This window comes from Legionella sp. PC1000, assembly GCF_014109805.1.
GTDB classification, from domain to species: domain Bacteria; phylum Pseudomonadota; class Gammaproteobacteria; order Legionellales; family Legionellaceae; genus Legionella; species Legionella resiliens.
Genome location: NZ_CP059400.1, coordinates 2414643 through 2429621 on the forward strand (window position 1 = coordinate 2414643; position 14979 = coordinate 2429621).

Below are 14979 nucleotides of genomic sequence, written 5' to 3' on the forward strand. Positions count from 1 at the left end.
TAATTTGTTAATAATCTATATGTATAATTTAATGCCTTTTGGTTTAAATTAAAAACGGGTGAATAATGTTCCAAAAGCAAGAATCAATAAAAGGTTTCACACTTAAATATACGGGAACAAAATTTAAAGATGAAGATGTTTCTGTTTATGGAATGGAAGCATTGCGAAAAAATTTTTCCGAAATGGGCGCATTGGCCATTCGATTCCAATTAAGTTTAGCCCAGTTTTCTGCTTTGATTGAGCCAGCATGCGAAGAAAACTATGAGGAAAACTCTATTGAGCATACTGCCGAAGGAAAAAATCAGTCTGATGTGTTTGGTCTTTGCAAGGAAGGCTCAACAGTTTCACAAAATACGAAATTATTGGAAAAATCCAGCCATTATAGTATTGGGAAAGGGAAAATATTAAATGAGCGTAACCAGGCACTTAAATATCCCAACACAGAGGGTCTTCGTGGTGGCGAATCAATTTGGGATACCATTCATTTTTCAGTTTGGCAAACAGGAATCTGTCTTAGTAGCCAACTATCGAAACAAGGATTTCTATATCTTTGTCACCCTCAAAGAATTGATGCACAGCAATATGAATTAATTACTCAAGAGTTAGATAAAGGCGAATTTGAAATTATCACTCAACATGATAAAAAAATTGTTAAAACTTACTCCGGAATAGAAATAGAGACATCTGCTATTCCCTCAAACACCAGAATCGATCTTGATCCTGAACATACTCAAACATATCAAGACAATGGTTTTGTAGTTAATGTAAACGATCATCCTGCACCCATGGGTTGGATTATTAATGAAAATAATAAAAAATTAGTCAAACCAGAGCATGCAGAAGATATACTTCGAGTAATACGAATTTCAAAAAGCGGTTTTCGCCGCTTACCTGAGAACCAGGGAAAATTATTAATGCTTGGTTTAATGAAAGGTAATGAGCATATCCTGCATACACAAAACCGCTCATTCAATGCGATGGATATTCTTCTTGAAATTTTAGAAAAGGAATATGGCTTTGATCCTTCACAATTAATGGACTCTACCGTCATAAAACGTGTATATAATCAAATGCAAAGAGATGCAAAAGAAAAAGATATCGTAGAAGATCTATTAACATTGAATCTTGCATTTGAAATGGTTCAACCTTTAAAGACAACTTTAGAACAAAGTGTAAGACATCCTTTATTAAAACATTTGACTAATTCCTACACAACAAATCAAAACACGCTGAAAGCAATTATTTATGCTTTTGATTTACAAAAAAAAGATGGTAGTCCTGCTCTCTATTTAGATAGAGAGATGCCTATTACCACAGATGAAGGATTAATTGATGTACGAATTAATGGGCAATTGGCCGATCCTGATTTAACAAATCCTAAAAATGCAGCCGCATTATTATCCATTGCAGTTCTTGTTTCAGAACAAATGATACTTGAACAATTGCTACGCGATACACTTCATTATGGAGAAGAACATCCTAATGCACGGGCACTTAAAGCGATATTAAATGATGACGAATTTTTTTTAAACCTAAGAGAAGATGCCTTGCATTTACCCACTAATGAAAATGGGCCAATTTTAGGATTACAATTTGCTTACTGCGAAAAAATCGTTGCTCAACTCAGAGAAAAACTCGGTACGAATCATCTTATTGAAGTCATACGTCAATTAGAGAACGATGAGTCCATGGATATTAATTCTGATGCCACGATCGCTCTTCAGAAATTATTTACCATTGGTGAAACCCTACAGCGACTTGAAGGAATTTCAGGAGTCAAAGCAAATTCTAGAGGAATTAATGGAGGATTAGGTTTAGTCATCCAAAAACTTGCCCCTTCATTATATTATGGACTTTCCAGCCAGAGTCCTCCGCCTCCTGTATTGCCAATAAAATCCAAGGTGGAAAAAGCAAGTTGTGAACTGGAAACAATGGATGCCTGCCCTTTCCTAAGTGGTAAGTTAGGAAGCAAACCTATTGAAAATCCTCATCAGCCAAAAGATTACGAAGTAAAAAAAGAACAAACCACAGTATCATGGTGTGGTTTCTTTACAAAAGTAATCGTTACAACAGGCGTAACTGCTGCAAGTATTTATCTAGGAAGTCAGATTCTATAACGAGACATAGCCCGTATTTTGCATAGCGAACTATGGGCTTTCCCCTCATATTTCTAAATCCATTTCAATTCAATCCCGAAAAAACGTATTTCTCATTTTTTCAATTCAAACCTATACTAAAAGAAATTAATATTACATGGACGATTCTTATGAAAATTTTTCGTGGATTATTGCTGCTCTTTTCGTTAATTTATCAAAACGCTTATGCTGAAAAACCACTTTCCCCGCCAAGCGGACAAGCTCCTCAATGCGAGCAAGCTTATGAAAGCTCTGGCCAGATTAAAACCATAAATAATGTTTTTAGCACTTTATCAAGTACCTGCCATTCTGTTGGCGGGATGAAGTTAATGCATAAAATCTTAATATCAGAACATTCAAATGAACCAACAGGAGTTTTATTTACCTGTACAGGAGAAGACTTAAATTTTGTTGTTTTTACTTGTCTCTTTTCAACAAATATTGGGAGCTTATAAATAAAAATATTTCCTAAATAAGAAAAATGATTTCGTCTATCCTTATAAAAATACTAAAAAAGCACATTGAATAAAATGTACCATCACGTTCACATCAAAAGTCTACAAGGGTTTGACAGACTATAAACAGACTTATCCACAGAAAATGTGAATAACTTAAAAGAATTATGATGTTTTTAAAAGAAAAGAAGATAAGTGCGGTAAAGACTTTCTCATAGTCGAACGATGGTGATTTGACATGAAGTTGAAATAAATATCCACAGATACAGGCTATTTGAAAAAAGAAATGAGACATAGTTATCTTAACAAATAAAGAATAAAAAAACAGTCTTGACTGATATAATTTTCTTTTTATTTAGATTTTAATGGTGAAATTTTTACACTAAGAAACAGATAACGTTTCTGGATCGACGCCCAATAGGTATTATGATAAAATTATATACATATTTTTTTGGCTTTTAGACTCTTACATACGTACTGCACATGCCCTCGTTAACAACAACCAGCATTTACATTTATTGCGTGTTTTTTTTAATAAGTGCCCTGATTGAATCGATGTCATTTAATGCACTCGACCTAGCGGAACAAAAAATTGTATCGAATAGAAAGAAACTTCCTTTTATGACTGATTTAAACAGTACCATCAAAGTATTTTTCTTTTCATTCATTGTTATCTGTATTACACCTTGGCAAATGCGATATAAAACCTATTTATACAGTAATACCCAAGAGCTGGTGTTTCTCTATCATGTGTTTATGTTATTTTTTGTTGTTGCATTTGTACCCATAATCAAATGCTTACAAAGCAACATTAGAAATGAACGTTTACCCAAATGGTATCTTAAAAATATATTAATTGGGGATTATATTCATCTATGGGGTATTTTATTGGCATGTTATGCGTCAATCCCTAATTTTTAGTGAGCCATTTTCTTTCACTCTTAAAAATAAGTTAAGGTCGCTTTAAGATCTTCTGGATACCGCGCATAAAGCGCGGTAGGTAGGTAGAGTGTCGTATGCATACTCACGCATAGAACGCTATCGTAGGTGAGAACTGGATATATCTTTTTAATCAAACCACAAGTGGGACAATTTTATAGGGAACCAGTTCACAATATTTTTTCCAATCATTGCCATACTTAGCAGAGCATCGTTTATCATCACGAAATGCTCTGTCAAATAACAGAACAGTTAAAAAGCAAAGATAAAAATACGGGGAAAAATTATCAAATAAAGCAGGCACAGACCAAAAAAATGTGCCTGCAAGTTCTGGAATATAGTGGAAATGTCTGGCAATTCCCCACCAACCTGAAGCAAGCAATATGGTTTGTTTTTTATCTCCTTCAGTAGTTTCATATCCCGCCAATACTGTAACCGGTTTTTTACCCCAGATTTTACATTCTCCTTGAGTCGCTCGTGCAACAAGTCTCTGTTTGTCAGCAAGATAATTAATAATAATACTTGCTAATCCTAAGCCCAAAATGAGAATTGCCCATACAAAGGATAAATGAATCGGATGGAGCACAAGGTACATACTCGGTGAAGTATAAACACAAGGAACCCATACCATGCACCCCCAGCAAATATAAAAACCGGCGCGATCATGCATGATGTCCAGGGAGCGTAAATAGCCCTTTTCCCACATGTAAAATTTACTCAGATAGACAAATTGCAATAGAACAGAAATTAACATTGAGTTGGATAAACCACCTAATTCTGCTTGTTTGGCACAATAGGAAATAAGAAATAGCCCCCAGCTCATCATGCCAAAGCGGCATGTAATAAATTTTTTAATACTCCATCCCAGAACCTGAGGATAGAGTTCTGTTCCCCAATAATAATCAAATAATATATTCTTAGTTATTCCTGAATCGGTTGTTGAAGGAAAAAAACGTCCTTTGAGATACAAAAATATGCAGAAGATAAGGCTCAACAAATTCAATGCTCCGAAAAGCCCCCCCAGATTGTCATAAAGAATAGAGGCTGAGAATAAATTGAAGCCAAACGATGCAATACAAAAGGTTGCCATAGTGACAATAAATGCTAAAACACCGTTATCTTTATATACCGGAACATTTCCTTTAGGCGTAATAGGACCATTAAATGGTTTTCCTGGCAGAATGCGCATTAAAGCCAGTTCAAATACAGCAAAAACTAAAATAATTTTCCAAGCAAGAGAAGTTCCCCAAAAGTAAGGCTTCCATACTGTAACTATTGTTTGCAAAAAACCGTTTTGGGTTATTAAATCCCATAAAGCAGATAAAGACCCCTGAAGTTGAGTATTGGCATACCACATTAACATTACAAAAATAGGGCATGAAAGGATAAGAAATAAGGGGCCTAAGGTATTCCTAATATTGAAATTCATAAATGCTTCCTTACATTTTTAAAATGTCTAAAGAAGATCATAATACAGGAATTTTTTTCATTTAGTATCCTTTTAAGAGTTGATAAAAAGATGAAAAGCAGAAACAAGGAATATCGAAGACTATCCCTATAATAAAATAAACTTATTCGGAAATTTGCGCCATAAAGAAAAGTATGTGAAGACTCGAATCGGAACACAGAACCGCAGTGTACACAAAGTCACATGAAGGATTCGAACCCTATATCGACGAAGTAATTCTCCTCTGCAGTAGAGATTTTCCGAAGAAGTCTAATGAAGTACCTATTTGCTTTAGTGATTACTTTAATATTTAATTTATTGTATAAACCCGTAAAAAAGTGAATATCATGTCCCAATACCGTATCGAGCGTATGACACAGGATGAGGTTTCAATTGCTGTAGAATGGGCACGAAAGGAAGGTTGGAATCCAGGATTAAATGATGCTGAATGTTTTTATCATACTGATCCGCATGGTTTCTTCGCCGGCAAATTAAATGGCCAAGTTATTGCTGTTGGTTCTGCAGTAGTTTATGACCAACAGTTTGCCTTTTGTGGATTTTATATGGTAGATAAAAAATATCGGGCCCAAGGATATGGGATGCAATTAACACGTGCTCGTCTGCTGTATGTTGGTGAGCGTAATGCGGGAATTGATGGGGTACTCGACATGGTCGATAATTATGCGCGTATTGGTTATCAGTTTGCACACAGTAACGCCCGCTATGCTTTAGGACATACTCGACTGACTCCTAAACCTGATCCCAATCTGGTTGAATTAAAAACGGTCCCTTTTGAGCAATTAACACAATATGATCGTCACTATTTTCCTGCACCAAGACCGAAATTTCTCTCAGTGTGGATAAAACAAAATACTGCTTTAGCTCTTGGTTATGTGCAGGAAAAACAATTAAAAGGTTATGGAGTAATCAGAAAATGTTTTGAAGGATATAAAATAGGCCCTCTATTTGCAGATACCCCTTTCATCGCTGAAAAATTGTTTGAGCAATTGGTCGAATATGCTCAAGGTGAAACAGTTTATCTCGATATTCCTGAAAATAATCCCTTAGCTCTTAATCTGGTAAACAAATATAAGATGTCTAAAGTATTTGCAACTGCTCGAATGTATTTAAAAGGAACACCTAAACTATCTATTGAAGGCATTTATGGTATTACAACCTTTGAACTAGGATAAACATGCGTGATTTAGTGGGTTATGGATCAGAAGGAAAAAAATTTTTTTGGCCCAATAAAGCAAAAATTGCTATTAATTTTGTGATTAACTATGAAGAAGGGGCAGAGTTAAGCCCTATCCATGGTGATTCACAAGCAGAGACTAGTGGCGCCGATTTTCCTTTTATACCCAAAGCCAAAGGACAACGACATCTGAGCATGGAATCATTTTATGAATATGGGAGCCGCGTAGGTATATGGCGGCTGCTGCGTTTATTTGAGCATTATAAAATACCGCTTACATTTTTTATTACTGGACAAGCATTGATATTAAATCCTTTATTTGCCGATTATCTGGCACAACAAAGCCATGAAATAGCAGGGCATGGATGGCGCTGGATAAATTACACCAACATCTCGAGGAACGTTGAAAAGAAACATATTCTTTTATGTATTGAAACGCTGGAAAAATTAACCGGACATAGACCCAGAGGATGGTACACAGGACGACGAAGTAAAAGCACTCGAGAGTTATTGCTTGAAATCGGGGGATTTCTTTATGATTCAGACAGCTATGCAGATGAATTGCCTTATTATAGTGAGAAGCATTTAATAATCCCCTACTCTCTTGACTGCAATGATTTCCGATTTACAACGACACCCGGTTTTGCCGACGCTAAAGCATTTTACGAGCGATTAATGAATACATTTCATTATCTTTATCAAGAAAAACGTCTCGCACTAATGACTGTAGGCTTGCATCCCCGTCTGGGTGGAAAGCCCGATCGTTGCCTTATGTTAAAACAGTTTTTAGAACATGTAACACAGTATCGAGATGTCTGGATAGCAAGGCGTATTGATATAGCTCAATTTTGGTTGGAAAAATCGCCTCCTGAATAACGAGCGAATGCTTGCTTTTTTCCATATAGGCACGACAGATAGGTGGGTTTGGGCCTTGGCCCAACTTCTCTTCAATACTTAAGATAAGAATTATTAAAAAATTATTTTAATTGTATCAAGTTGTTGGGCCAAGGCCCAGCCTACACGTCCGACCATAATGAATGCCCTGATTCCGATTTTGTGAAGAACTCTCAGGAGCATATCGCGATTTGTAGGCGCGATATGAATTTATCATGCGCCTAAAAAATCAAATAAAATTAAACACAGATAATCCCTGAATCAGTACAAAACTTTGCTGGGCAACCTCTAAATTATACAACTCCTGTTTGAATTCAGTGGCAGCGGCTAATGGGTCAACTTCTTGTAGCCGTTTTAAAATAATTTGGCTTTGTTCAATTAAATCAGAGTTCGCTGTTTCAGCATGCTCCAACTGATTGAGGCGAGCGCCCAAGTTAGCCCGGGCATCCAAAATCGTAGTTAAAGAACTATCTATTTGGGCTAATATTTGATTATTTACGGTGGTTGCTGCTGCCTTTTCGGTGGCACTTGAATAGGGTTGATTCAAATTATTAATCATGTTCTGGATCGTTGCAAAAACCGACTCATTTTGTGATGGAGCAATTAAAAATGCATCACCAGGATTTGGCATTCCTGAGACTTTCATTTCCATACCATTAAAACTAATACTCATCCCCTCTTCATATAAAGGGGCGTCATCAGGTAACCCTGTAGGAGGAATAACATTCCCACTTACTGCTCCACTGACCATGACGACCAGCTGCCCCTGTGAATTTAATGCAAAACTCATGGTGTAATTATCAGGCACATAAGCTGAAGGAGTAGTTACCGAACCCGTATTAATTGATGCAGTTCCAGTATTAGGGGTACCTGTTTGTTTAATCGTAAAACTGCCATTTCCATTCGGTATACGCATAAAAAGAGCATCGCCTGGATCGTTGACAGCCATTTGTAAACTACTTGCAACAAGCTGAAAACGCTGGGTACTGTCTCCATTATATACATATTGCCCCGAGGAACTAATTGAAAAAGGCAAGGTGGTAGTTTGCCCACCACTGAACATATAATCACCATTAATATCTTTTGTATTTGCATAATCAAGCAATTCATTCAAAATGATATTCGCTTCGATAGCTAATGCCTTACGATCTTGTTCAGACAATGTAGCATTCCCTGCTTTAACTTGAATTTCCCGCAAGCGTTGTAAACTGGTTGTGCAATCATTTAAGATCGATTCCTCCATACTCAGCGCACTATCAGCACTTTCACGATTTTTTTGCAGAAGCTCCGTGATGTTTATACGCTGATTCATTAGTTCGATTTGCGCAAAAGCGATAGGATCATCGGATGAATAACGCACCTTTAGAAAATTTTCGCTTAGTTGCTCTTGCAGTTTCGCTACGCGTTCTTGCTTAAGTAATAAACTGTTCAAACTGTTCTGATAAATTTGATTTGTTGAAATGCGCATTTATCACCTCATTATTTGAAAAAGTATTTCCATCATTTGATTGGCTATTTCCATCAGCTTTCCTGCAGCTTCATATGCTTGCTTGAATTGCAATAAATTTTCCGCTTCTTCATCCAGGTTAACGCCACTGATACTTTCCTGATAGTCTACAGATTGTTTATATAAAACTTGAAATGCATCACTGCGATTTTTAGCCTCATTAGTTAGGCTGCCTGAATCAGAAAGTAAATCAGAATAAACGTCAAAAAGCGTTTCTGTACCGTTAGAAAAAATATCTTGTTGTTGAATTCCAGCTAAAAGTAATCCATTACGGTTATCACCATACCCCCCCTGGTTGTACTGAGCTGTAAACTGATCACCGGTATTGGGAGCTCCAGATAAAGTAATAGAATAAGAGGGATTGATATTATCCGGAATCTCGATCACATTGTCTGTATTGGGAACAAACGTAATTGGGCCAGTTGTAATGCCATCAGTAACGTTAATCAAATTGAATTGTGTTGGAGAAATAAAATCAATAGTATATCGTTTTGTAACCTCAGTAGTATTTAAAACAGCTCCCAAATCGATTTTTCCCTGCCCCGTATTATTTAGTGATGCACTGGTTTGTACAGGTGATGCAAGCGCCAATTGACGAGGATCACTCATCAATAGAGCAAAATTCGAGGCAGCACCACGTGTAGGCATCAGTGTAAAAGAATCATTATTTACCAAATTAGCCAGGTTATCTACAGTAATGATCATCCCATCAACTACAATTTGTCCTGCAGGAGGGGCTGGCGGGTTGCTACTCCAATTTAATGTTACAGCAGAGCCATCCGAATCACGAATGAGGGTTACCTGATTTGCTCCTGCATTGGTAACAACTAATTGATAATCACTTATTTGGGTTTGTGAAATATCAGAAATATTCACCGACAATACTCCAGACCCCGCATTTGTTGCTGCGGCTATCGAGCGATTCAGCTGTAACGCTTGACTGTTATAATCAGTAAAAATGTTCTGTCCTAATTGATTGTTCAAATCCATACCCAAACGATTTTGAGCATTGAATGTCTGTGCTAAACCAATCGCCATTTGACCTATTATTTGACTGGTTTTAGATAAAATATTTCTTTCATAATCCAGTAAACCACCTAAAGTTCCGCTTGCTAATTGATTTGTAATATCTGTTTGTCCTGCACCTGTATCCAATGAAATATGAGTTCCTTGTGCTGTTAATTGATCATAACTCACAGATAAAGCGCGCTGCGTTGCTCCAATCACCAGCATTTGACCACTGCCAATACCCACATTTACCATCCCATTATTCTGCTCCACAACAGTTAAATCGGAGAATTCGGACAGTTGCTTGAGTAATTCATCCCGTTGATCCAACAATTCAGGTGAGTTGGGCGAGTTCATTATTTGTCCGTTAACGGCAGCAAGATCTGATGTCAATTGATTGATTTTATTTGCTATTTCTTTTATCTGAGCGGTGGAGTTTTCTTGATATTGATCGAGATTTTGCTGTAAGAATAAAAATTGACTCGCTAATAATTGACTTTGACTCATAACAACATTTCGCGACGCAACACTGTCTGGCGCATTATTTAGTTGACCTAGTGAATCAAAAAAGGATTGCAAAGATGAGGAAAGGCTACTGCCATCTTGAGAAAGTAATTTATTAATTTGCAACGCTTGTTGGTAAAAAGTGTCGTATTGAGATTTAATGCTTAGAGTGCTTCTCACTTGAGCGTTAGCAAATTGATCCACGTTACGGGAAACATTATTAACTGCTACTCCGGTCCCAATAAAAGAACCCGCAAACTTGCGCGATGGGGTCGCAGTAAATTGAATACTTTGTCTTGAATAACCTCGAGTTTTGATATTTGCAATATTATTTCCAGTAACACTCAATGCGTTTTGAAAAGCATTCATCCCCGAATAAGCAATACTTAGTATTGACATAGTTACTCACTCCCTGACCTAATAGTCAAATGTTCCATCAAACTTGCTCCAATAACTCACAGCGTTGAATTGCCTGGTTTAATTCCTCGCCACGATAAATTGATAAAATTTTTGTACCGTACTCAGGATCAGTGGCATATCCTGCTTTATGTAACTCATTGACATAAACCTCTGGATTCCCGGTACTGGCTAAAGCACTTTGATAGCGTTCGCTACCCTTGATTAAAGAAATATAATCACTAAAGCTATGTTCAATTGATGAATATTTTCTAAACGATGCATTTATTTTAATCGGCGTATCGGCGATATATTCTGTTGTTTTTACATTTACTGAATCAAGCTCGTTACCACTACTCGACTTGATATTGAACAAGTTATTACTGCTGGTGCCATCAACATCCTTAGTGACAAATTTTCCCCATCCTGTTTCCAATGCTGCTTGTGCCATTAAAACTTTAGGATCCAAACCAATAAGTGACGCAGCCTGTTTTGCCTGGGGCCAAATTGATTTGACGAACTCATCAATTGTAGTAGTTACGGGTATCTCCTGTTTTGCTGCCTTGACTGGAATAGCAGGGAAAGAAGAAATCTCCGACTTAGCTGGAATACTCTTTGCTGGTTGTTCCACGGTAGGCAGATTATGTTCCATTTGTTTTGCAAGCATGTCAGCCAAACCAATACTCTTGGAATTTGCAATGGTACTCGCATATTGAGCATCTAACATATCCTGAAAAGTTTCCCGATCTTTACCTCTAAAGGGACTAGATTCATCAAGAAAATGTTGCCCCATACGCATACTTTTTAACATGGATTGTAAGAATATTCCTTCAAATTGCTTCGCTGCATCAGGCAGCGCTTCTTTTGCATTATTTTGAGCTTGAACTTTTAATTCAGTTAATGCATTAAAATCACTGGTTGCAATTCCATGTACGGTCATATTAATCCTTTATCTTAATCGATGATGCTTCATTGTTCATCAAAATACACACCTATATCACAATTAATGTGGCATTTAACGCACCAGCTTGTTGTAATGCTTCAAGGATCGCAATCACATCAGCTGGAGTTGCGCCAACAGCATTAATACCTCGAACGATATCTTTTAATGTCACGCCACGAGGTAAGACAAAAGCATGGTTATTTTTTTGGTCAATCGATACTTGCGACTGCTGTGTTGAAACGGTTCTTCCATCTGCAAAGGCGTTAGGTTGGCTTATCACTGGAGTCTCAGTCACACTAACTACCAAATTACCATGCGAAACCGCCGCAGATTTAACAATAACATTAGAGGAAATAACAACGGTTCCAGTACGTGCGTTAATAATAATTTTAGCCATAGCCTCAGCGGGTTTAAATTCTATATTCTCCAACACTGAAACATAATCCACACGTTGTGACATTTTTTTAGGCGCGGTAACAACTACTGAAGCGGCATCCAGTGCTCTGGCAGTTCCTGGTCCCATCATTTCATTAATGGCATCGCTCATGCGCTTCGCAGTTGTAAAATCCGGAGTATGCAAATTAAAGGTCAAATCTTTTGTAAAATAGAAAGGATTAGGTATATCTGCCTCAATGGTTGCACCGTTCGGAATTCGCCCTCCACTGGGAACATTTACCGTAACACTTGAACCATCACTTCCTGCAGCACTAACGCCGGATACGATAACATTTCCCTGAGATATTGCATAAACTCGCCCATCCGCTCCTTTTAATGGGGTCATTAACAAGGTACCGCCTAATAAACTTTTTGAATCGCCAATCGACGAAATATTGACATCCAGGGACTGGCCCTTTTTCATAAAAGAAGACAAACTTGCTGTCACCATGACTGCAGCCATATTTTTCGAATTAAGCTTGGTTCCTGGTTGTATGTTAACACCTAATTGAGTGAGCATGTTTGCAAAGGTATCTTCGGTATATCGAGTTCCGGTTTTATCTCCAGTACCATTTAAACCAACCACCAAACCATAACCAACCAACTGGTTTGTGCGAACACCAGCCAAAGTAGCAATGTCTTTAATGCGTTCGGCATAAACATGATTTGATATCAAGTTTATTGCAAACATCCATGTAATTATCAGCAATCGCCGCATTACAATTCCTTAATTAAGCACTTTTATAAATACAAATCCCTTTCGAACTGATAAGACAAAGTAGAGTCAGGCAGATACTTCATTGCAAATTATATTTACCATTACTAAGACTACAGGTTAGGGTTAGGTTGGGAATAATGGCCCCCACATAATTCGCGCTAACCATCCCTGGGCATTCGTGTTATTCACTTGTCCTGTGCCGCCATAAGCAATACGAGCATTTGCCAGACGATCCGAGGTGATGGAATTATCAGCCCGAACATCCTGAGGACGAATAATACCGGAAACACGTACATACTCCTCACCTTGGTCTATTTTAACCCATTTTTCTCCCTGAACGACCATGTTACCATTTGCCAACACTTGAGCCACAGTAACAGAAATGCTTCCTGCTAACTTATTATTCTGTACTGCCTGCGCAGAACCATTGAACTGTCGCCGGTTGTTCAAGTCAAAATCCATACTGTAACCGCTACCAAAGGATATTGGCCGGCCTAAAAAGAGATTGTTTTTGACTACGTTAGTATCTGTTTTCATCTGTTGCAGCGTTGCATTTTTTGATGCATTGGTGCTTTCAACCAAAAAAACGGTAATGATATCGCCAGCATGCCTAGCTCTTGGTGTTTCGAAAAGAGGCAATGCCGTTTCAGCGCTATAAATAGCTCCAGACTCCTTCCTCAACTCCTTTGGATCAGGTGTCGTAGGATATGTAGGTGCATACTCAGGATCATTCCCGCGCTGGGGAGGATTAAACAGTTCGCACCCACTCATAAGAATGACAACCGAGCTTACAACAAGCAAATTAAATAATTTCATTAATGAAATCTTCTTAAACCGTTTGATTCAAGTATTGCAACATGTTATCCACTGTCTGGATGCTCTTTGCTGTAATTTCATAGCTTCTTTGAGCCTGAATCATATTGACTAACTCTTCAACTACATTCACATTCGATGCCTCCAGAGAGCCTTGCAACAAGGTACCTACACCCGAATTTCCTGGATTATTCAGTGTTGCAGCACCACTCGAAGCCGTTTCTATAAAAAGGTTTTGTCCTATAGGTTGAAGCCCTGTAGGGTTAGTAAAATTAGCGAGTTGGATGGTTCCAAGTACCGTTGGCGTATTGCTTCCAACCACGGTAGCACTCACTACTCCATCAGTACTAATGGTTACCCCTAATGTTTGAGTAGGAATATTTATTGCAGGTTGCAACGGATATCCATTGATATCAACAAGCTGGCCTGTGTTATCCACTGTAAAAGTACCATCACGTGTATAAGCTTGGGTACCATCAGGCATTAAAATCGTAAAAAATCCTTGCCCCTGGATCATCAAATCATAAGGATTACGTGTATTTTGTACACTTCCCTGTTCGAATATTTTTTCTGTAGCAGCTAAATGGACTCCTGCACCTGAGTTTATTCCCGTTGGAATTAAAGAGTTCTCTGAAGATTGGGCTCCAGCCTGGCTTGAGTTCTGATAAAGCAAATCCTGAAATATTGCTCTATCCTTTTTAAATCCAGTTGTATTAACGTTTGCCAAATTATTAGCAATAGTAGCGATATTTTTTTCTTGTGCTTCCAAGCCTGATTTACTTACCCATAATGCTGGTTCCATGGAGCCCCCTCCGCAATTATTCTTGTTTTTCAACTAAATTGGTTATCATTCCTGCAATACTTGTGCCAGCTTTTGGAAATTGTCTTCAACTGTGGATATCACCTTCATATGCGCATCATATTCGCGTCCTGAGGTAATCATTTCTACCATCTGATCAATAGCATTCACATTAGAGCCTTCAATGGCTCCGCTTCTAATCTTGACACTCCCATCAGCAGCAGCTGGAGTTCCACCATTCTTTAATTGGAATAAACCTTCTGAATTTTTAACAATATTATTTTTATCGAGCGTAACTAGCTTAATTCTATCCAATATGGCTGCACTTTTAGGATCGCCACCCAATGGAACAACTGTAATTGTTCCATCAGTTCCTATGTTTACAGATTGGGCTGGGGGAATCGAAATTGGGCCGCCATTTCCCAGAACAGGAAGCCCGGAAGCAGTTGTTAATAAGCCGTTAATATCCAAACGCAAGTTTCCAGCCTTAGTATAGGCCTCTTTACCTTGACTACCTACCGCAAACCAACCATTACCCTCAATTGCTATATCTAAATTACGCCCTGTTGTCATAATCTCCCCAGGACTCAAATTAACTGCACTTTGATTTTGTATTGGAAAGGATGGCCCTTTGCCGGATCCATCTGTACTTGCATACATAGTTTGTGCTTGATACATGTCCGCTTTAAAACCTGGAGTACTCAAATTCGCCAAATTATTGGCGATTATCTCCTGGCGTTTAAAGCCGATCCGCCCCCCACCAGCAGCATTATATAAGATAGGATCCATAG

The 14979-nt window shown here is 38.0% G+C and carries 13 protein-coding genes; 5 read left to right on the plus strand and 8 right to left on the minus strand.

Annotated features, from left to right (window positions below; genetic code table 11):
* Window positions 1-65: 65 nt before the first annotated feature.
* The 3 genes from ceg17 to FOLKNPGA_RS10630 all read left to right on the plus strand — a co-directional run bounded on the left by ceg17 (window position 66) and on the right by FOLKNPGA_RS10630 (window position 3511).
* A complete protein-coding gene (ceg17, locus tag FOLKNPGA_RS10620) occupies window positions 66-2117 on the plus strand; it encodes a Dot/Icm T4SS effector Ceg17 (RefSeq protein WP_182349896.1) in 2052 nt (683 codons plus the stop codon).
* 149 nt (window positions 2118-2266) lie between these two features.
* Window positions 2267-2590: a hypothetical protein gene (locus FOLKNPGA_RS10625; RefSeq protein WP_182349897.1), complete on the plus strand. Its 324-nt coding sequence runs from the start codon at window positions 2267-2269 to the stop codon at window positions 2588-2590.
* 555 nt (window positions 2591-3145) lie between these two features.
* Window positions 3146-3511, plus strand: coding sequence for a hypothetical protein (locus tag FOLKNPGA_RS10630; RefSeq protein WP_232891086.1), 366 nt, complete (start codon window positions 3146-3148; stop codon window positions 3509-3511).
* A gap of 151 nt (window positions 3512-3662) precedes the next feature.
* On the opposite strand, the gene FOLKNPGA_RS10635 is transcribed toward FOLKNPGA_RS10630, so the two are convergent.
* Window positions 3663-4958: a 7-dehydrocholesterol reductase gene (locus FOLKNPGA_RS10635; RefSeq protein WP_182349899.1), complete on the minus strand. Its 1296-nt coding sequence runs from the start codon at window positions 4956-4958 to the stop codon at window positions 3663-3665.
* A 365-nt stretch (window positions 4959-5323) separates the two neighbouring features.
* Between FOLKNPGA_RS10635 and FOLKNPGA_RS10640 the strand changes: the two genes are divergently transcribed.
* Together FOLKNPGA_RS10640 and FOLKNPGA_RS10645 are read left to right on the plus strand one after the other, a co-directional pair.
* Entirely contained in the window at window positions 5324-6169 is an 846-nt protein-coding gene (locus FOLKNPGA_RS10640; RefSeq protein ID WP_182349900.1) for a GNAT family N-acetyltransferase, read from the plus strand.
* A 2-nt stretch (window positions 6170-6171) separates the two neighbouring features.
* The gene (locus FOLKNPGA_RS10645; RefSeq protein WP_182349901.1) at window positions 6172-7047 is read left to right on the plus strand and encodes a polysaccharide deacetylase family protein; all 876 of its coding nucleotides are present in this window, start codon (window positions 6172-6174) and stop codon (window positions 7045-7047) included.
* 247 nt (window positions 7048-7294) lie between these two features.
* Here the strand turns inward: FOLKNPGA_RS10645 and flgL are convergent, their stop codons facing one another.
* The 7 genes from flgL to flgF all read right to left on the minus strand — a co-directional run bounded on the left by flgL (window position 7295) and on the right by flgF (window position 14977).
* A complete protein-coding gene (gene flgL, locus FOLKNPGA_RS10650) occupies window positions 7295-8533 on the minus strand; it encodes a flagellar hook-associated protein FlgL (RefSeq protein WP_182349902.1) in 1239 nt (412 codons plus the stop codon).
* A gap of 3 nt (window positions 8534-8536) precedes the next feature.
* Window positions 8537-10483, minus strand: a complete 1947-nt coding sequence (gene flgK / locus FOLKNPGA_RS10655; RefSeq protein ID WP_182349903.1) for a flagellar hook-associated protein FlgK — start codon at window positions 10481-10483, stop codon at window positions 8537-8539.
* Between the two features lie 37 nt (window positions 10484-10520).
* Window positions 10521-11420 carry a flagellar assembly peptidoglycan hydrolase FlgJ gene (gene flgJ, locus FOLKNPGA_RS10660; protein ID WP_182349904.1) on the minus strand — a complete coding sequence of 300 codons (900 nt, stop codon included), beginning with the start codon at window positions 11418-11420 and terminating at the stop codon, window positions 10521-10523.
* A gap of 52 nt (window positions 11421-11472) precedes the next feature.
* A complete protein-coding gene (locus tag FOLKNPGA_RS10665; protein WP_182349905.1) occupies window positions 11473-12576 on the minus strand; it encodes a flagellar basal body P-ring protein FlgI in 1104 nt (367 codons plus the stop codon).
* Between the two features lie 123 nt (window positions 12577-12699).
* A complete protein-coding gene (locus tag FOLKNPGA_RS10670; RefSeq protein ID WP_182349906.1) occupies window positions 12700-13392 on the minus strand; it encodes a flagellar basal body L-ring protein FlgH in 693 nt (230 codons plus the stop codon).
* A gap of 13 nt (window positions 13393-13405) precedes the next feature.
* A complete protein-coding gene (gene flgG / locus FOLKNPGA_RS10675; RefSeq protein ID WP_058458823.1) occupies window positions 13406-14191 on the minus strand; it encodes a flagellar basal-body rod protein FlgG in 786 nt (261 codons plus the stop codon).
* Window positions 14192-14236: 45 nt separating this feature from the next.
* The gene (gene flgF / locus FOLKNPGA_RS10680) at window positions 14237-14977 is read right to left on the minus strand and encodes a flagellar basal-body rod protein FlgF (protein ID WP_182349907.1); all 741 of its coding nucleotides are present in this window, start codon (window positions 14975-14977) and stop codon (window positions 14237-14239) included.
* Window positions 14978-14979: the final 2 nt, after the last annotated feature.